General features: G+C 72.4%; 16 protein-coding genes. 15 read left to right on the forward strand and 1 reads right to left on the reverse strand.

The annotated features are described in order from the left end of the window. Positions 1 to 24 precede the first annotated feature (24 nt). From AB0J21_RS01115 to AB0J21_RS01140, 6 genes are all read left to right on the forward strand, one after another. Positions 25 to 822, forward strand: coding sequence for a creatininase family protein (locus AB0J21_RS01115; RefSeq protein ID WP_363143633.1), 798 nt, complete (start codon positions 25 to 27; stop codon positions 820 to 822). Beyond that, on the forward strand, positions 819 to 1,946 hold the full coding sequence (locus AB0J21_RS01120) for an enolase C-terminal domain-like protein (protein ID WP_363143634.1): 1,128 nt from the start codon (positions 819 to 821) through the stop codon (positions 1,944 to 1,946). Before AB0J21_RS01115 ends, AB0J21_RS01120 begins: the two co-directional genes overlap by 4 nt. Continuing rightward, positions 1,943 to 2,359: a Rid family hydrolase gene (locus AB0J21_RS01125; protein ID WP_363143635.1), complete on the forward strand. Its 417-nt coding sequence runs from the start codon at positions 1,943 to 1,945 to the stop codon at positions 2,357 to 2,359. Before AB0J21_RS01120 ends, AB0J21_RS01125 begins: the two co-directional genes overlap by 4 nt. Positions 2,360 to 2,537: 178 nt before the next feature. Next, positions 2,538 to 3,449, forward strand: a complete 912-nt coding sequence (locus AB0J21_RS01130) for a LysR family transcriptional regulator (RefSeq protein ID WP_363143636.1) — start codon at positions 2,538 to 2,540, stop codon at positions 3,447 to 3,449. A 96-nt stretch (positions 3,450 to 3,545) separates the two neighbouring features. Beyond that, positions 3,546 to 4,907 carry a histidinol dehydrogenase gene (gene hisD / locus AB0J21_RS01135; RefSeq protein WP_363143637.1) on the forward strand — a complete coding sequence of 454 codons (1,362 nt, stop codon included), beginning with the start codon at positions 3,546 to 3,548 and terminating at the stop codon, positions 4,905 to 4,907. Positions 4,908 to 5,166: 259 nt separating this feature from the next. Continuing rightward, on the forward strand, positions 5,167 to 6,675 hold the full coding sequence (locus AB0J21_RS01140) for an amino acid permease (RefSeq protein WP_363143638.1): 1,509 nt from the start codon (positions 5,167 to 5,169) through the stop codon (positions 6,673 to 6,675). 3 nt (positions 6,676 to 6,678) lie between these two features. Here the strand turns inward: AB0J21_RS01140 and AB0J21_RS01145 are convergent, their stop codons facing one another. After that, positions 6,679 to 7,677: a LacI family DNA-binding transcriptional regulator gene (locus tag AB0J21_RS01145; protein WP_363143639.1), complete on the reverse strand. Its 999-nt coding sequence runs from the start codon at positions 7,675 to 7,677 to the stop codon at positions 6,679 to 6,681. 359 nt (positions 7,678 to 8,036) lie between these two features. On the opposite strand from AB0J21_RS01145, the gene AB0J21_RS01150 reads away from it, so the two are divergent. The 9 genes from AB0J21_RS01150 to AB0J21_RS01190 all read left to right on the forward strand — a co-directional run bounded on the left by AB0J21_RS01150 (position 8,037) and on the right by AB0J21_RS01190 (position 18,648). Next, complete coding sequence (locus AB0J21_RS01150) at positions 8,037 to 9,176, forward strand: hypothetical protein (RefSeq protein WP_363143640.1); 1,140 nt, start codon at positions 8,037 to 8,039, stop codon at positions 9,174 to 9,176. After that, positions 9,173 to 9,934, forward strand: a complete 762-nt coding sequence (locus tag AB0J21_RS01155) for an alpha/beta fold hydrolase (protein WP_363143641.1) — start codon at positions 9,173 to 9,175, stop codon at positions 9,932 to 9,934. Before AB0J21_RS01150 ends, AB0J21_RS01155 begins: the two co-directional genes overlap by 4 nt. Before the next feature lie 106 nt (positions 9,935 to 10,040). Continuing rightward, positions 10,041 to 11,351, forward strand: coding sequence for a histidinol dehydrogenase (gene hisD / locus AB0J21_RS01160; protein ID WP_363143642.1), 1,311 nt, complete (start codon positions 10,041 to 10,043; stop codon positions 11,349 to 11,351). Continuing rightward, positions 11,348 to 12,127: an SDR family oxidoreductase gene (locus AB0J21_RS01165; RefSeq protein ID WP_363143643.1), complete on the forward strand. Its 780-nt coding sequence runs from the start codon at positions 11,348 to 11,350 to the stop codon at positions 12,125 to 12,127. Before hisD (AB0J21_RS01160) ends, AB0J21_RS01165 begins: the two co-directional genes overlap by 4 nt. Further along, entirely contained in the window at positions 12,124 to 12,909 is a 786-nt protein-coding gene (locus AB0J21_RS01170; protein ID WP_363143644.1) for an aldolase/citrate lyase family protein, read from the forward strand. The genes AB0J21_RS01165 and AB0J21_RS01170 overlap by 4 nt, the downstream gene beginning before the upstream one ends. Positions 12,910 to 13,127: 218 nt before the next feature. After that, on the forward strand, positions 13,128 to 14,474 hold the full coding sequence (locus tag AB0J21_RS01175) for an MFS transporter (protein WP_363143645.1): 1,347 nt from the start codon (positions 13,128 to 13,130) through the stop codon (positions 14,472 to 14,474). 142 nt (positions 14,475 to 14,616) lie between these two features. Then, positions 14,617 to 15,615, forward strand: coding sequence for an ester cyclase (locus tag AB0J21_RS01180; RefSeq protein WP_363143646.1), 999 nt, complete (start codon positions 14,617 to 14,619; stop codon positions 15,613 to 15,615). A 421-nt stretch (positions 15,616 to 16,036) separates the two neighbouring features. After that, positions 16,037 to 16,234: a DUF397 domain-containing protein gene (locus AB0J21_RS01185; RefSeq protein WP_363143647.1), complete on the forward strand. Its 198-nt coding sequence runs from the start codon at positions 16,037 to 16,039 to the stop codon at positions 16,232 to 16,234. Between the two features lie 377 nt (positions 16,235 to 16,611). Continuing rightward, positions 16,612 to 18,648, forward strand: coding sequence for a hypothetical protein (locus tag AB0J21_RS01190; protein ID WP_363143648.1), 2,037 nt, complete (start codon positions 16,612 to 16,614; stop codon positions 18,646 to 18,648). The last annotated feature ends 71 nt before the right edge of the window (positions 18,649 to 18,719 follow it).

An 18,719-nucleotide genomic window follows, 5' to 3' on the forward strand; every position in this document is an offset into this window, starting at 1 on the left:
CCCGTGTCACCGGGAGACAGCCGCATGAGTCACCACGAGCTCACGGAGTCCACCTGGCGCGAGACCCGGCAGGCGGCCCCCGAGGCGATCGCGCTGCTGCCCATCGGCTCCCAGGAGCAGCACGCGGAGCACCTGCCCCTGGGCACCGACACCCTCCTGGCCGAGGCGGTGGTGGACCGGGCCCTGGACCTCCTGGCGAACGGCGAGGAGAGTCAGGGCGGACCAGGTCCGCGGGTGGTGCGCCTGCCGACGCTGCCGTACGGGCACAGCCCCCACCACCTGTTCGCCGCCGCGCTGACCCTGTCCCCGGCCACGCTGTCGGCGGTGCTCGGCGAGCTGCTCGACTCCCTCGCGGCCTGCGGTCACCGGCGGGTCCTGGTCGTCAACGGGCACGGCGGCAACGACGAGATCATGCGGCTCGCCGTGAAGGCGTTCGCGCTGCGCCACGAGGTGAGTGCCGCCGCCTGCTCGTACTGGAGCGTGACCGGCGGTGACGCGGGCGGGGAGCGCCCGGACGTCACCCCGGGCCACGCGGGCTGGTTCGAGACCTCCCTCATGCTCGCCGCCCACCCCGCCCTCGTCCGCACCCCGGTCCCCGCGCGCGAGCCCGTGCGACCGCCGCCGCTGTTCGACCGGCCCCCGTACCCGGGGCTGACCGTCGAGCGGCACGGCGAGTGGGAGCGCGTCGGCGGTGCCACCGACGACGCCTCCACCGCGAGCGCCGCCGCCGGTCACCGACTGCTCGACGACCGCGCCCGGGGGCTCGCCCGCGCCCTGCACGCCTTCGACACCGCCACCCGCTCCGGCCGAGGAACAGCATGAAGATCACCGACATCGACGTCCACGTCGTCAACCTCCCCCTCGTCAACCCCTTCACCAGCTCCTTCGAGACGAAGACCGGCGAGACCAGGACCGTGGTCCGCATCCGTACCGACTCCGGCGTCGAGGGCTGGGGCGAGACGATGTGGGGCCGGCCCGTCGCGGCGATCGTCAGGAATCTCGCCGAGGACCTCATCGGCACGAGCCCCTTCGCGCTGGAGGCCTTCCACCGCAAGCAGCACATGGTGCCGTTCTTCTACGGCTACCTCGGCTACGCGGCCCTCGCCGCGCTCGACGTCGCGTGCTGGGACGTCATCGGCAAGGCCACCGGACAGTCCGTGACCGACCTGCTGGGCGGCCCGGTCCGCGAGGAGGTCCCGCTGACCGCCCTCGTCACCCGCGCCGACGCCCCCGGGGCGGCGCCGAAGGACCTGCCGCGGGCCCTCGCCGAGCACACCGTGCGGGTCGTCGACGAGGGCGGTTTCCGGGCGGTCAAGCTCAAGGGCACCAAGGACGTGGGCGGCGACGTCGCGATCCTGCGCGCCCTGCGCACCGCCCTGCCCGAGGTGGACCTGCGGGTCGACCCCAACGCGGCCTGGTCGGTGCCCGACTCGGTGCGCGCCGGGATAGCCCTGGAGGAGCTGGACCTGGAGTACCTGGAGGACCCCTGCGTCGGAATCGAGGGCATGAGCCAGGTCCGCGCGAAGGTCCGCATCCCGCTGTGCACCAACATGTGCGTCGTACGGTTCGAGGAGTTCGCCCCGGCGGTGCGCCTCGGCGCGGTCGACGTGATCCACGGGGACGTCTACAAGTGGGGCGGCATCGCGGCCACCAAGAACCTGGCGGCGCACTGCGAGACCTTCGGGCTCGGGATGAACCTGCACAGCGGCGGCGAACTCGGCATCGCGACCGCCGCGCACCTGGCCGTGGTGGCGTCCACGCCGGTGCTCTCCCGGGCCATCGATTCGATGTACTACCTGCACGCCGACGACATCATCGAACCGCTCACCCTCCAGGACGGCAGCCTGCGTGTGCCCACGGGGCCCGGCCTCGGGGTCACCGTCGACGAGGACAAGCTGCGCCACTACGCCGAGGTCAACGCGCGCGAGGGGGACCTGACCCGATGAACCACGAGCGGCCGCGCCAGGTCACCACTTCGCGGGCCCCCGATCCGGCGGGCGCCTACAGCCAGGGGCTCCTCGCCGGCCCCTACCTCTTCACCTCCGGCTTCGGGCCGCAGGACCCGGACACGGGGCTGGTCGCCGACACCGTGGGCGAGCAGACCGCACAGGTCCTGCGCAACGTGAGCGCCGTCCTGCACGCCGGTGGGGCGAGCCTGGACGACGTCGTCAAGGTCACCGTCCATCTCCAGCACCTGCACCGGGACTTCGCGGACTTCGACGCGGCGTACCGCGCGTTCTTCGGTGAGCCGCGCCCGGTCCGCACCACCGTCGGCTCCGACCTCATGGACATCCTGGTGGAGATCGACATGGTGGCGGTCGTGCCGGGTCCGGGCGGCGGGCAGGACACCGGGGCCTGAACGAGGTGTGCGGGCCCGGCGGGCCCGCACACCGCCACGGCGGGCCTTCTCCTTAAGGTGCAGGCATGCACCCCACCACCACCTGCCCGGCCGCCCCCGGTCCCGCGTCCGCCGCTCGGGCGGGCGCCGGGAACCGTTCCCGCCACGCGCACGACGGCGCGCACGGAGGCGGTACGGCATGACGCTGAACCAGTTGCGGGCCTTCGTCGAGGCGGAGCGGCTCGGGTCGTTCACGGCCGCCGCACGGGCCATGGACATCGCCCAGGCCTCCGCCTCGGAGCTGGTGCGGCGCCTGGAGACGGAGCTGGACGCCGACCTGTTCGTCCGCGGCAGCCGGACGCTCACGCTGACCTCGGCGGGGCAGGAACTCCTGCCGTACGCGCAGGAGTCCGTGGAGGCGGCCGACAGCGGGGCCCGCGCGGTGCACTCCCTCGGTTCGCTGGGCGGCGGCACCGCGACCTTCGGGGTGCTGCGCAACGCCGACTACTACCTGCTGGCCAACCTCGTGCAGATGTTCCACGCCCGTTACCCGGCCGTCCGGGTGCGGCTCGTGGGGCAGAACTCGGCGGAGACCGCCCTCGCCGTGGCGTCCGGGGACATCGAGGCGGGCCTGGTGATCCTGCCGATCGACCAGGAGGGGCTGTCCGTCTCCCCGCTCATGCGCGACGAGGTGTACTACGTCAGCGCGAGCGAGGAGCGCACCCGCACCCCGGTGAGCATCGAGGACTTCGCGCGGGCCCCTCTCGTGCTGTACGACGCGCACTACGGCTGGAAGGACCCCACCCGGCGGCAGATCGCCGAGCGGGCCCAGCTCGCCGGGGTCAGGATCGACCCGCTCATCGAACTCGAACACGTCGAGGCCGCGCTGAAGCTGGCGGCGGCCGGGGTCGGCGACACGATCGCCAGCCGGGCGGTGATCTCCAGCCCCTCCTTCCCCGCAGGTCTGCGCACCGCCCCCTTCGCCGAACCGCTGTACGACACGATCGCGCTGGTCAGACGCCGGGGGTATCCGCTCTCCCGCGCCACCCGGGAACTCGCCCGGCTCGCCGAGGACACCATCAGGGAGATCAGCAACGGCCTGCTGAGCTGATCCACGCGCCAAAGACCACGGCACAGGAAAACCCTGTGGATCGTGCAGGAATCGCCCCTCTAGTCCTGTGGAAGCGTCACGTCTACCGTCCCGGGTATGCAGATCACGCACGACGAAGCACAGTCCCTCGCCCCCCTCCAGTGGCTGAAGAAGCCCGCCGTCGACGGCCCTCCCGCCCAGCGCGACCCGAAGGTGGTCGAGCGGGTGTCGCAGATGCTGAAGGAGATCGAGCACAAGGGCCTGGACGCGGTGCGCGCCTACGCCCAGGAGCTCGACGGCTGGTCCGGCGAGCTGGAGATCGGGGCCGCGGAACTCAAGAAGTCCGGCGACGCGCTGCCCGCCGACGTCCGTACCGCCCTGGAGATGGGCTACGAGCGCACCCACCGGTTCGCCTCCGCGCAGCGCGAGCACCTGACCGACTTCGAGATCGAACTCGCCCCCGGCGTACGGGGCGGGCAGCGCTACGTCCCGGTCTCCCGGGTCGGCGCCTACCTCCCCGCGGGCCGCTTCCCGCTGCTGGCCAGCGCGTTCATGACGGTGAACGTCGCCAAGACGGCCGGCGTCCCGACCGTGGTGGCGTGCACTCCCCCGTCGGGCGAGCACGGCGCCCACCCGGCCGTCCTGTACGGCGCCTACCTCTCCCGGGCCGACCGCGTCTTCGCCGTCGGCGGGGTCCAGGCGCTCGGCGCGATGGCCTTCGGCCTGCTGGGCGAGGCCCCGGTCGACATGCTGGTCGGCGCCGGAAACGCCTTCGTGACGGAGGCCAAGCGGCAGCTGTTCGGGCAGGTCGGGATCGACCTGCTGGCCGGCCCCTCCGAGGTGGCCGTCCTGGCCGACGACAGCGCCGACCCGGTGTGGGTGGCAGCCGACCTGCTCGGCCAGGCGGAGCACGGCCCGAACTCCCCCGCCGCCCTCATCACCACCTCCGAGACGCTGGGCCGCGCGGTCGTCGCCGAGATGGACCGGCAGCTGGAGACCCTCGCCACCCGGGACATCGCCGGTCCCGCCTGGCGCGACTTCGGCTCGGTCATCGTGGTCCGCGACCGCGACGAGGCCATCGCGGTGTGCGACGTCCTGGGCCCCGAGCACCTGGAGATCCAGACCGAGGACGACGACTACTACCTGGAGAACCTCTCCAACTACGGTTCGCTCTTCATCGGCCCCTGGTCCACGGTCGCCTACTCCGACAAGGGCATCGCGGGCACCAACCACGTGCTGCCGACGGGCAAGACCGCGCGCTACAACGCGGGCCTGTCGGTCTCGCGCTTCCTCAAGCCGCTGACGTACCAGCGGGCGGCCAAGGAAGGCACCGCCTCGCTCGCACCCGCCGTCGAGCGCATCTCCGCCTTCGAGGGCCTCGCCGCCCACGGGGCGACCGCGACCGTCCGGATCGACCGCATCGGCCGCGACTCGGGCGCCTTCGACGACATCCCCGAGGCGCTGCGCGCGCAGCTCTGAGCAACCCGCCTCCCCCCGTACCTCCCCCGCCCCCGCGTCGGCCACGCGGGGGCGGGGGAACCGGGGGGACGCCGGGGGCCGCGTCAAGAGCCCCGGCCTCCGGCGCGTCTCCCTCCGGCCTCCACCGCCGGGTCACGGGACGCGCGGGCCCGGAGCTCCACCCCCACCCGGCCTCGTCCCGACCGCCCGAGAGACCATCGCCTACCGCCGCCGTCCTCCAGCAGGGGCCCCCGCGCCCCCAGTTCCCCGAGGATCACCCATGCACCACCGTCCGTCCGCTCCCGCGCCGTCCGAGGGGACCGGCCCCGCGCCGTCCGAGAAGCGGGGTCCCGCACTCACTCAGGGCCTCAAGGGGCGCCAGATCACGATGATCTCGATCGGCGGTGTGATCGGGGCCGGTCTGTTCGTCGGCTCCTCGACCGCGGTCGCGGCCGCGGGTCCGGCCGTCCTCATCTCGTTCCTGCTGGCCGCGGCGCTCGTGGTGCTCGTCATGCAGATGCTCGGCGAGATGGCCGTGGCCAACCCGGACACCGGCTCCTTCTCCACGTACGCGGACCGGGCGCTGGGCCGCTGGGCGGGCTTCTCCATCGGCTGGCTGTACTGGTGGTTCTACATTCTCGTGATCCCCATCGAGGCCATCGCGGCGGGCGAGGTGATCGCCGGCCTGACCTCGGTGCCGAGCTGGATCCCGGCGCTCGTCATGATCCTGCTGCTGGCGGGCAGCAATCTGCTCTCGGTGCGCAACTACGGGGAGTTCGAGTACTGGTTCGCGCTGCTGAAGGTCGTCGCGATCGTCGCCTTCCTGGTCCTCGGCGCCCTCGCCGTGTTCGGCCTGCTGCCCGGTTCCGACGCCCACGGGGTGTCGAACCTGTGGAGCCACGGCGGCTTCGCACCGAAGGGCGGGGTGGCCGTCCTGGCCGGGCTGCTCACCGCGATGTTCAGCTTCCAGGGCAGCGAGATCGTGACGATCGCCGCCGCCGAGTCCGCGGAGCCGAGGAAGAACATCAAGAAGGCCGTGCGCGCCGTCGTATGGCGTCTGGGCCTGTTCTACATCGGCTCGATCTTCTTCGTGGTCAGCCTCGTCCCGTGGAACGCCGACGGACTGTCCGAGGGTTCCTACCAGGCCGTCCTCGACCGCATGAACATCCCGGGCGCCGGGCGGATCATGGACGTGGTCCTGATCGTGGCGGTCAGCAGCTGCCTCAACTCGGCCGTCTACACCGCCTCCCGCATGGCCTTCTCGCTCGCCCGGCGCAAAGACGCCCCGCGGGCCCTGGCCGCGACCTCCACGAGCGGGGTGCCGCGCAACGCGGTCGTGGCCTCCACCGTCATCGGCATCGCGGCGGTGATCGCCAACTACCTGCTGCCGAGCGTCTTCACGTACCTCATCGCCTCCAGCGGCGCGATCGCCCTGATGATGTACATGGTCATCGCGATCACCCAGTACGCCACCCGCCGCAAGGAGCAGCAGCCCTCCGAGGTGCGCATGTGGGGCTTCCCCTACCTCACGCTCGCGACGATCGCCTTCATCGCGGGGGTGCTGGTCCTCATGGCGGTGCTGCCCGGCCACCGGCTCGAACTGTGGCTGTCCCTCGGGCTCGCCGCGATCCTCGTCGGCGTCGGCGTTCTGCGCCAGCGCCGGGACGGGGACCGGCGGCCGGAAGCGGAGGGCGCCTTCGACGGCTCTCCCCTGACGGACAACGGCGCCGCCGCCACGCCGCCCGCGCGACCCGGTACGGTCACCGAGTCCTCCCCGGCCGCCCACTGAGGCTCAGGAGGGGCGGGCGTGCGTGGCCCGGGGCACGAACGCGGTGGGCAGCACGAGGCGTTCCCCGGCCGGGTCGGCCTCACCGCCGATGCGCCGCACCAGCAGGCGGGCCGCCTGCCGCGAGAGTTCCGCGAGGTCGTGGCGGACCGTGGTCAGCCGGAACACCTCCCAGGCGGCCATCGGGAGATCGTCGAAGCCGATCACGCTGAGGTCCTCGGGCACCCGCAGTCCGGCGGCCAGGGCGGCGTTCAGGACACCGATGGCGACGACGTCGTTGCCGCAGAACACCGCGGTGGGCGCCCGCGCCGCCTCCAGCAGGAAGGGCAGCGCCTCGTAGCCCGTCTCGTACTCGAAGGCGCCGCGCGCCACGCGGTCCTCCTGGAGGCCGATCCCGGACTCCGCCAGGGCCAGCCGGAAGCCGAGTTCCCGCTCCCGGCCGGTCGTCGTGTTGGCCGCGCCGAACACGCCGGCGATCCGGCGGTGCCCGAGACCGACGAGCACCTCGGCGACCAGGCGCCCGCCGCCCTCGTTGTCGACGACCGAGGCGTACTCGCCGCGACCGCCGGTGTCGCGGTTGAGGAACACGTACGGGATGCCCCTGCGGTCCAGCTGGGCGGGGAGCCGGGACTCGGTGGTCGCGGTCGCGAGGACCACGCCGTCCAGGGACTGGTCGAGCAGGGTCTCCTCGGCGACCGCCTCGTCGGAGCGCTCGGTGATGAGCATCATCCGGTAGCCCAGGTGCTGGAGTTCGTCGTGCAGCGGCGCGACGACATGGGGGTAGAAGGGGTTCGTCAGGTCGGTGACGATGACCCCGACACGGCGCGTGGAGCGGGTCGACAGGGTCCGCCCGGCCTCGCTGGGCACGTAGTTCAGCGCCGCCGCGGCCTGTCTGACCTTCTCGCGGGTCGCCGCCGAGACCCTCGGATCGTCCCGCAGGGCCCGGGAGACCGTGGGCTGGGACACGCCCGCCAGCCTCGCCACGTCGTGACTCGTGATCGCCATCGGCCCTCCGCTCCCCGCCCGGCGTGCCGCACCGGCCTCGACTGCCTTCACCATACGTATGTACGTCTCACTATAGGTGGGCACGCGGCGTTCCGGCAGTGGAGGCCGCGACCCGGACGACCGAGGCGCACCGGCGAGGAACCTCCCCCGCACCGAGGCGAGGCCGACCCGAAGTCGACCGGACGGAACCCGTGTCGACCGCTCCCGGCGAGAGACCCCGATCGTTCGGCGCACCCCTCGCGCCGGCGACCGAATTCCCCGCAGCATACGCCCAGCCCCGGTTCCCCACGCACCCTTGACATTGGCGGCGCGAGGGCCTGTCATGGGTATGCATACGTATTCCAAGCGAGGGAGCAGTCATGCCCGATGTCGTCGTGTCCACCGAGGAGCTGGGGCGTCGCACGGTCCGCCGCAGCGACTTCGTCTCCTGCAACCAGGCGTTCATCGACTGCCGTACGCCGGGCTCGGACCGGAAGGAGAACTACGCGATGATCGGTCCCGGCGTCTCCCAGTCCGCCGGTCAGCACGTCAACCTCCGCCTGCCGCACGGCTACAACATCGGCGCCGCCGCCATGCCGCACGGCATCACCAACAACCTCCACCTGCACTACACCGCCGAGGTGTTCGTGTGCACCGAGGGCGAGTACCTGCTGCGCTGGGGCGCCGACGGCTCCGAGGGCGAGCTGCTGCTCAGGGCCGGGGACATCGCGTCCGTGCCGACATGGATCTTCCGCGGCTTCACGAACACCGGACCGGACGACGGCTGGATGTTCACCGTGCTCGGCATGGACGACACCGGCGGCATCATCTGGGGCCCCTCGGTCCTGCGCGAGGCGGAGGGCCACGGCCTGTACCTGACCGCCGACAACGAGCTGATCGACACGGTCGCCGGGGACGAGATCCCGGCCGGCGCCGAACTGACCACGCCGATGAGCCAGGAGCACATCGACCGGCTGCGCCACTACACCCCCGAGGAGATGGGGCGCCGTATCGCGGCGGCCGACGCGCTGGTGTGGTCCGAGCACCCCTTCCTCGACAGCGCGCTGCCGGGCGGGGGCGTGCGGCTGAGCCTGGTCATCGGCTACGGGATGACCGAGGACCCGCACCAGGAACCGCGGATCACCAACCCGCACGGCCACAACCTCGCCTGGATGCGCGCCGAGCCCGGCCAGGGCGTCTCCACGCACCGTCAGCACGAGACCCAGACGCTGATCGTCAAGGACGGCCTGTGGGAGGTCACGCTCAACCGGACCGACCCCGTCTCGGTGCGGCTGGGCCCGCGCGACATGCTCTCCGTCCCGCAGGACGCCTGGCGCTCCCTGCGCAACGTCGGTGACACCCGCGGCGACCTGCTGGTGGTCAACTCCGGGGACGGCCGGGTCCGCCTGGAGTGGGACGAGGAGGTCGGCAAGGCCGCGGCCGACGCGGGCCTGGGCGTCGACCACAACGGCTACGTCGCCCCGTACGCGCTGCTGCCCCGCTCCGCGCGCCGCTGGTGAGCGCCCCCGCCGGGGAGGCGGCGGCCCGTCCGCTGCCGCTGGTGGTGGTGCCCGGGATGCTGTGCGACGAGGACCTCTGGTCCGACGTGGTGTTCCCGGAGGGGCACGAAGTGCACCACCTCTCCCTCACGAAGACGGACCTCGGGGCGCTCGCCGAGGATCTGCTGTCCGTGGTGTCAGGACCGTTCGTGCTGGTCGGGCTGAGTCTCGGGGCCATCGTCGGCTTCGAGGCGCTGCGCCGGGCACCCGAGCGGATCGCGGGGCTGTGCGTCATGTCGACGAACGCGGGCGCGCCCCGCCCCGGGCAGTACACCGCCTGGCGGGACCTGGACGCACTCATCGCGGCGGACCGGTTCGAGGAGGCCGTCGAGCAGACCCTCCCGGGCATGTTCGCGCTGCCGGAGCCGGCACGCGAACAGGCGCTGCGCTACCGCGAGATGGCCCACCGCGTCGGACGGGGACCGGCCCGCGCCCAGCTCGCCGCGCAGGCCACCCGCACGGACGCCTTCGACGCGCTGGGCGGGGCCCGCTGCCCCGGCGTCGTCCTGCACGGCACGCGGGACGCGCTGTGCCCGCCGGAGTTCCACCGGGCCGTGGCGCGGGCCCTGCCGGACGCCCGGCTGCACGCGGTGGACGGCGCGGGACACCTGCTGCCCTGGGAGAGGCCCGACGCCGTCTCCGAAGCGGTGCGGGACCTGCTCGCCCGGGCCGGGGCCGCACCACTCGCCCCCTCCTCCGCCGCGCCCCCGGTGGCCTGAACCCGCGACCGGGCGGCGCACCTCGCCAAGGCCGTGCGAGCCGACCGCCCGGCCCCCGCACCACCCCCTCACGTACCCACTCATTCCCCGACCGAAGAGAGCCGCCATGCCTCGACACCTCAAGTCCCCCGTCCCCTCCGCCCAGGTCCGGGCGGGCCGCGCCGACGTGGCCGACCGCGTCCGCGCCATCCTCGACGACATCCGTGAGCGCGGGGACGAAGCGGTCCGCCAGTACTCCGAGAAGTTCGACAACTGGAGCCCCGAGTCCTTCCGCCTCGGCCCCGACGAGATCCGCGCGATCGTCTCCGGGGTGCCGGACACCGTGCAGGAGGACATCCGCTTCGTCCAAAAGCAGGTGCGCACCTTCGCCCAGGCGCAGCGCGACTCGCTGCTCGACGTCGAGATCGAGACGCTGCCCGGAGTGCGTCTGGGGCACCGGCACGTCCCGGTGACCGGAGCGGGCGCGTACGTGCCGGGTGGCCGCTACCCGCTCACGGCGTCGGCGCACATGACGATCGTGACCGCGAAGGTGGCGGGGGTGGACCGGGTGGCCGCGTGCACCCCGCCGATCCGGGGCGAGATCCCCGCCGCGACGGTCGCCGCGATGCATCTCGCGGGCGCCGACGAGATCTACCTGCTCGGCGGGGTCCAGGCCGTCGCCGCGCTCGCCCTGGGCACCGAGACCATCGGCCGGGTGCCGCTCATCGCGGGGCCGGGCAACGCGTACGTCGCCGAGGCCAAGCGACAGTTGTTCGGCGAGGTCGGCATCGACCTGTTCGCGGGGCCGACGGAGATCCTGGTGATCGCCGACGAGCACGCAGACCCGTTCGTGGTGGCCGTCGACCTGCTCTCGCAGGCCGAGCACGGCCCCGACTCCCCCGCCGTCCTCGTCACCACCTCCGAGGAGCTGGGCCGACAGGTCGAGCGCCACATCGAGCGGCTGCTGCCCGGCATGCCCACGAAGGACTTCGCCGAGCCCGCCTGGCGCGACCACGGCGAGATCGTGGTGACCGACTCGCTCGACGAGGCGTTCGAGGTCGCGGACTCCTACGCGAGCGAGCACGTCGAGGTCCTGACCGAGAACCCGCGCCAGGCCCTGGACAAGATGCGCGACTACGGCGCCCTGTTCCTCGGCGAGGGCACCTGCGTGTCGTACGGCGACAAGGTCATCGGCACCAACCACGTGCTGCCCACCCGGGGCGCCGCGCGCTACACGGGCGGCCTCTGGGTCGGGAAGTACCTGAAGACCGTCACCCATCAGGAGGTCACCGACACCGCCTCCTCGGCGCTGCTCGGCGAGGTGTGCGGCCGGGCCGCGCGGGTCGAGCTGTTCGAGGGGCACGCCCGCTCCGGTGACGTGCGCGCCGCCAAGTACGGCGACGGCACCCTGCCGTGGAACGAGGAGGCCGGCGCGTGAGCGGCACCGGCCGGCAGCTTCCACTGAGCGGTCGCACCGCCCTGGTCAGCGGGGGCGGGAGCGGTCTGGGCCGGGCCATCGCGCGCGCGTTGCTGGCGGACGGCGCCCGCGTCGTGATCACCGGCCGCGACGAGCGCACCCTCAAGGAGACGGCCGCGCTGCTCGGCCCGGACGTCGGCCACCGGGTGTGCGACGTGTCCCGGCCCTCCGACGTCGAGGCGCTCGCCGCGAGTCTCGCGGACGAGGAGATCTCGGTGCTCGTCAACAACGCGGGCATCGCGGGCCCGGTGGCACCGCTGACCGAGATCTCGGCGCGGGACTGGGACGAGGTCTTCGACGTGAACGTGCGCGGTGTGTTCCTGATGTGCCGGGCCTTCCTGCCGGCCATGACGGAGCGCGGCGCGGGGGATGTCGTCAACATCGCCTCCGTGTCGGGGAAGCGGCCGCTGCTGCGCCGCACTCCGTACTGCGCCTCGAAGATGGCGGTGATCGGCCTGACCACGACCCTGGCGGGCGAGGTGGGGCCGCTCGGCGTCACGGTGAACTCGCTGTCGCCCGGGCCGGTGGCCGGTCCCCGGATGGAGCGCAACTTCCGGCTGGAGTCGGAGCGGACCGGCAGTACGTACGCCGAGGCCGAGGAGGCGTTCGTGTCGCGTGCGGCGCTCGGGCGCATGGTGATGGAGGAGGAGGTGGGCGCCGCCGTGAGCGCGATGCTGCGGATGCGTGGACTGTGCGGGGCGGACATCGACCTCTCGGCGGGGATGGTGGCACGGTGACGGCGACCGGAGGGGAACGCCGCTCCCTCAAGCGGCGGCTGGCGGACGGGGAGAGGCTGTACGGCGCTCTGCTGCGGCTGCCCTCGGAGACGCTGGTGGAGATGGCGGGCGTCGCGGGCCTCGACTACGTGGTGATCGACTGCGAGCACGGGCCGGCCGACATGGGCGCGCTCCAGCACCACCTGACGGCCGCGGCGGCGCAGGGCCTGGACGTGCTGGTGCGGGTGGGCACCGCGGAGCCCTCCCTCGCCCTGCGCTGCCTCGACCTGGGCGCGGCGGGCATCATCCACCCGCACGTGGACAGCGCGCTTCAGGCGCGGGAGGCGGTGGCCGCGGACCACTATCCGCCGCTCGGGCAGCGGGGTTTCGCGACGTACAGCAGAGCGGGCCGCTTCGGCACGGTCTCCGCGTCCGAGCATCTGGCCGCCGCCGAGGACACCCTCGTGGTGGTGATGGTGGAGACGGAACGGGCCTGCGCGGCGGCCGGGGAGATCGTCGCCACGGAGGGGGTGGACGCCGTTCTCGTGGGCCCCGCCGACCTCGCGGCGGACTGCGGCTTCCCGGGGCAGGAGGTGGTGGCCGGCCTGATCGAGGGGGTCCACCTCGCGACCCGCGCGGCGGGCCGCAAGGTCATGACGATCGTGCCCGGCACTGTCGCGGCGCGGGCCGCCGAGCGGGCGGGCGCGCACCTCGTGCTCTACAACATGGCCCACGTCCTCATGGACACCTTCCGTACGCTCACCGCACCGTCCCCGTCCCCGGAGCCCCCCGGGCGTCCCTGAGGGGACCCGTACGGTGTGCGGCACCTCCCGGGCGTGCGCCCCCGGGAGGTGCCGCACGCCCAGGACTCCGGGCCGTGCGGTGAAGAGCGAAAAGGCCCTCCCCGTACCTCTTGACGGCCCCGGCCGGGCTCCCTAACGTTCGGCGGGAGTTCATACGTATGCACGCCCCGCCCCTCTCCTCTCCCCCCATCCCTCAGCATCGCGCGAACGGAGAAGCCATGTCCGCTGTAGCGCCCCCCGGCACGGCCGTCGACACCCCGGAGGCCGACCGGGAGAAGCGGATCGCGATACGCCGAGCCATCGGCGCGGGCAGTATCGGAAACTTCGTGGAACAGTTCGACTACGGCCTCTACGGCTACATGGCCCCGATCCTGGCCCCCGCCTTCTTCCCCGAGAGCGACGGGACCGTGGCCGTGCTGAGCACGTACGCGATCATCGCCATCGCCTGCCTGTTCCGTCCCCTGGGCGGGACCCTGGTCGGGCGCTGGGGAGACCGGGTGGGCCGCAAGAAGACGCTGCTGTGGACCATCGTGTTCATGGGGGTCGCGACCGCGCTGATCGGCGCCCTTCCCACCTACCAGCAGATCGGGATCTTCGCCCCGCTACTCCTCCTGCTGCTGCGCGTCGTGCAGGGCATGGTGTCCGGCGGCGAGTACGTCGGGGCGGTCGCGTTCATCGTGGAGTGGGCGGAGCCCGAACGGCGCGCCTACTACACCTCGTACGCCTCCAACAGCTGTTTCGCCGGCATCCTGGCCGGGGCCGGGACCGCCGCGCTGGCCAGCTGGCTGTTCGAGGGGCCGGCCCTCGACTCCTGGGGCTGGCGCATCCCGTTCCTGCTGTCCCTGCCGCTGAGCGCGGTCGGGATCTGGCTGCGGCAGCACATCCAGGAGAGCCCGGAGTTCGTCCGTGCCACGGCGGGCGGCACCCTGGTCGTGAAGTCCCCGGTCCGGGACGCGCTGCGTACGCAGTGGCGGCCGATCCTCGCGTACTGCGGGGTCTCGATCATGGCGGCGATCCTGTCGTACAGCTGGGTCACCTTCTATCCCGAGTACCTGACCGGGACGCTCGGCCTGCCCCGCTGGATGGGCCTGACCTCGAACGCGATCTCGATCGCCGTCCTCATCCCGCTGCTGCCGCTGGCCGGGAAGCTCTCGGACCGCATCGGCCGCAAACCGATGCTGACCACGGGGGCCCTCGCGTGCCTCGTGCTCGTCCCCGTCGCCTTCCGGGTCGGCGAGCAGGGCACCTTCGCCACGGCGGTCGCCAGCCAGTTGATCTACATCGTGCCGGAGTTCTTCCTGACCGGCATCGTCACGGTCTGCGCCGCCGAACTCTTCGCGACGCGCAGCCGGTTCAGCGCGAGCGCCATCGCGTACAACAGCTCGTTCTCCATCTTCATGGGCATCACGCCCTTCGTCGCCGCGCTCCTCGTGGACAGCTTCGACTCGATCTACGCCGTGTGGGTCTATCTCGCCGCCGCGGCCCTCCTGGCCCTGGTCGTGGTGAGCACCTTCATGACCGAGACGTACCGCAGCGTCCTGGGCGCGGACAAGTTCGCCCGGTGACGGAGCGGAACAGCACGCGCGGGCCCGTCGTCCGCCGACCGGACCCGCGACGCCCCCGACCGGCCGCCCGCCTACCATCTGATGCATACGCATACGCATTTGCACGCGCACTGACGCAGCAGTACTGAGAAAGGACATCCCCATGGCCCTCGATCCCGTCGCCTACGCCCCCTACGAGGACCCGGACGACTTCATCCGCGAGGTGACCGACCGCATCTGGGTCGGCCGCGACATCTCCTACATCGTCGACAACTACGAGCCGGACTCGATCGTCCACACGAGTCTGGGCACGGTCGTGGGCCGCGACGGCGTCATCGAGGGCAGCACGATGCGCATGGGCAGCACGCCCGGGCACATCGGCCAGGCCGAGGACGTGGTGTGGGAGGCGCGCGGGGACGACGCGTTCCTCAGCTCGCACCTGGTCTTCTCCGCGGACGAACACCTGGTCGGCGGCCAGAACATCCGCATTCGCAAGCGGACAGTCGCCAACTGCCTCTACCAGCGCGGCCGGATGGTCGAGGAGTGGGTGGTCCGGGACGAACTCGCGGACTGTCTGCAGCGCGGCGTGGACCCGGCCGAGGCGGCGCGCGCACTGCGCTTCCAGGGCTACAGCGGCTCGATGACCGAGGAGGCGCCGAAGGACGTCCTGCTGCGGGGGGTCAGCGGCGCGCGCCCGGACGAGTTCCGTCCCGAGTGCGAGATGGTGCTGGAGTTCATCGACGAGGTGTGGACGCAGCGCCGGCTCCAGAAGGTCAACGACTTCATGGTGCGCGACCTGTTCCTGCACACCGTCGGCGACCGGACGGTCATCCGCCCCGAGCGCTACCAGGCCGATCTGCTGTCCCTGGTCGGCTCGTTCCCCGACGCGCGGTTCTCCGTCCGGGACGTGCAGACCAACTACTCGGAGCGGTACGCGGGTCTGCGGGTGGCCGTGCTGTGGACGATGCACGGCACCTACCGGGGCACGCCGGCCTTCGGCCCGCTGACCGACCGCCCGGTGACCGTACTGGGCGTGTCCCAGTTCCTGGTCCAAGGGGGCAGGATCGTCAAGGAGGTCCGCGTGTACGACGAGATCTCGCTGCGCGCCCAGATCAACAGCACCCGGGGCGACGGCCCGGAGGTCGAGGCCAACATCTACTGAGCCTCGCCCCCGCCCGGCGGGGCGGACGCGACCGATGACGCAGGAGGGGCCCCAGGGATCACACCTGGGGCCCCTCCTGTCGTCATGACCGGACGGTGGACGGTGGCACGGGGCTTCGCCACTCTCCGTCGGTGGACGGTGGCACGGGGCTTCGCCACTCTCCGTCGGTGGACGGTGGCACGGGTCTTCGCCGCTCTCCGTCGGTGGACGGTGGCACGGGTCTTCGCCGCTCTCCGTCCGCTCCCCGCCCGCCCTCCGTCCACCTTCCGCCCGCCCTCCGCGCCCTGCCGCTCGGCCTGGTCCGCGCGACACCAGCGCCACTCACCGGACCCTCCCGCACGCCGGGCCGCCCAACCAGTCACGCGGGTCCTGCTCGTGCACGACCGGACGGGGCCGATCCGCAGCACGTTCCGGGAAGGCCATGTCTGCTCCCGGAATCCAGTGGTGGAATAGCTCGTACTGCGGTGACCACCACCCCGCATGCCTCGTGGCAGCGGTCGTGCCGGAGGGGCTGGCCGTGCGCGACTCCACGGTGGCGGCCGGGCCGGTGCTCGTCGTGCGGCCGGCACAGCGGAGGCGTTTCCTCCGCGCTCCGGAAGAGGGGCTCGGCGGCAACTGAGCGGGGAGCGTGATGCCGGCCGGCCGGCGTCATCCGCCGACCTGGGACGCGGCGGACCGGGCGGCACCTCCGACGGAACAGCGGGGAACCGGACACGTGCGCGCTGACGAGACCTCATGTGTGCCCGGACGAAGGTGAGTCGACCGCGCGCGATCCCTTGACCGTGACGGGACACCGCGCCATAGTGCGTGAATCCTTTCAATCATCGACTCGGTCGCGGCACAGGAGACGCAGCCAACGGCGAGGGGAGAAAGCTGCCCGGGTCCAGTTTCCGCCGTGGCATCAGGCCCCCTCAGCCGACTGAATCCATTCACATCTGCGGGGCCCGCGCGCACTGTTGCCGTAGGCCCGCACCGTCCGGAAGCAGGAGTCCGTCCATGACCGTGGAACTCACCGAGGGGCAGCAGCAGCCGCCCGGGCGGCGTGGCGTCGTCAAGGCCCTCGCCGGCGGCGCCCTGGCCGCCGGCGCGACCTGGGCTGCCGGGGGTACGGCCGGGGCCGCGGGCGCCCCCGCCCCGGACGCCCCGTCGCTGACCCCGTTCGACCTCTCCTTCTCCACGGCCAGGAAACTGGTTCCCTACTCCGTGGTCTCCCCCCGGTTCCGCGAACTGGACGACCACTTCACCACCGACACCACCGGCGCGTACGAACAGCTCCATCCCGACGGGCGTCCGGCCGCCGTCGAAGCCGGCGGGGGCACCCTCAGAGCGAGCGGGGCGGACCCGTACTTCACCCTGTTGCGCTCTAGGACCGCGCAACGCGCCCCGTACTCCGCGGTGATCGCCGACGTGCGCGCGCTCTCCGGCGGTCCGGGCGAGCACGACGCCGTCCTGACCGGTCTCGCCCGCGACGCCGGGCACCACCTGATGGGCTGGTACGACGACGCCCCCGGCGAGGTGGGCGTGGACGTCACGGTCGCCGGCCGGGTCACGCGGCTCGGAGTGGTCCCGGTGCGCCTCAAGGCGCCGTTCCGCCTGGCCACCGCGGTGACCGGGACCGGGGCGAGTGTCCTCGCCGACGAGGGCAGCGGCTGGCGGCTGCTGACCGGCGCGGAGTTCAGCACCGTGCTGGACCTGCGCGGAGCGGGCCACAGCGCGGGCAACACCACCTTCGACATCGCCTCCGACACACCGAAGGGCGGTACGCAGGGCCAGTCCTTCACCGCGAAGGAGCCCTTCGTCAGCGTCGGCGGCATGTTCCCCACCCACCAGACCCGGGACGCGGCGGTGACGCTGTCGCTGTACCGCGAGGGGCCGGGCGGGGAACTCGTCACGCGTGCGCGGCTCACGGACGTCCCGGACAACAACTGGCAGTACCTGACGGTGGACACGCCGCTGCCGGCGGGCACGTACTACCTGGAGCAGTCGGAGCCCTCCGGCCAGATCTCGTGGTGGACCAGCAGCACGGACCAGGTCGACGGCGGCACCGCCTTCGAGAACGGGAAGCCGGTCGCCGGAGACCGCACCTTCCGGGTGCTCTCCCCCGCCGCCGAGACGGGTGCGCAGCTGCTCTCCGCGTACCGCAACACCGTCGGGTTCCGCTCGGGCGGCGGGACGGTCGTGCTCGGCCGGGTCGAGGCCGGTTACTTCGGACAGGCCGGTATCCGGGACCCCAACATCGTCACGTCTGCGGACGGGCGTCCGTACATCAAGGACGGCAAGCTCTACTTCACCCTCAGCAGCAACGGCCCCGCGGGCGGTATCCCGGCCGGTCACATGGGCGTCTTCCGGATGTCACTGCGCGACTTCGGGGATCTGGAGGAGGTCGGGAAGATCTTCCTGGAGCGCGAGGGGCTGGTGGTGGGCGACCACGCGGGGCACGTGGTGGTCGACCCGGAGGCCGGCACCCACCGGGTCTTCTCCGTCACCTTCGGCGACTACGACATCTACAACGCCGGGCGGATCGAGTACTCCACGAGCGGCGCGGACGTGCTCCACGGAGTCAGCGTCCTGACGCCCCGGCCCGTGGTCGCGGGCATCGACCCGTTCCCGGTGCGGATCGAGGGCCGCTGGTGGCTGGCGCTCAGCGACGCCGGCCGGACGACACTCCACCGGTTCGAGGACGACGCCTTCCGGCGGCCCGTGCTGATGGCCGAGAACGACAACGGCGGCGAGTACTACGAGGGCACCAAGCTGAGCCGGATCGGGGGCAGGTGGTACGTCCTCACCAGCAGCGGGACGGACTACCGGGTCTACGATCTGCGGGCCCGTCTCCTGGGCACGCTGGACGCCCCGCATCCCAGCGGCTGGATACCGCACCCCATGGTGCTGCCGCTCGCGGTGCGCGGGAACCGCACGCGGTACCTCCAACTGAGCATGGACGGGGACGGGGACCCGGTCTCCGGTGCCTTCGGCCACTTCCGGCTGCACCTGTCCGACCAGACCGTCAAGGGCCGTGAGTTTCCCGTCCGCTGAACACGCGGGTACGGGCCGGGACCCAGGGGGGTCCCGGCCCGTACCGGAGGAGCGCCGAGCGAGCCGGCGCC

It is taken from the genome of Streptomyces sp. NPDC049954, from assembly GCF_040656295.1.
Lineage (GTDB): Bacteria > Actinomycetota > Actinomycetes > Streptomycetales > Streptomycetaceae > Streptomyces.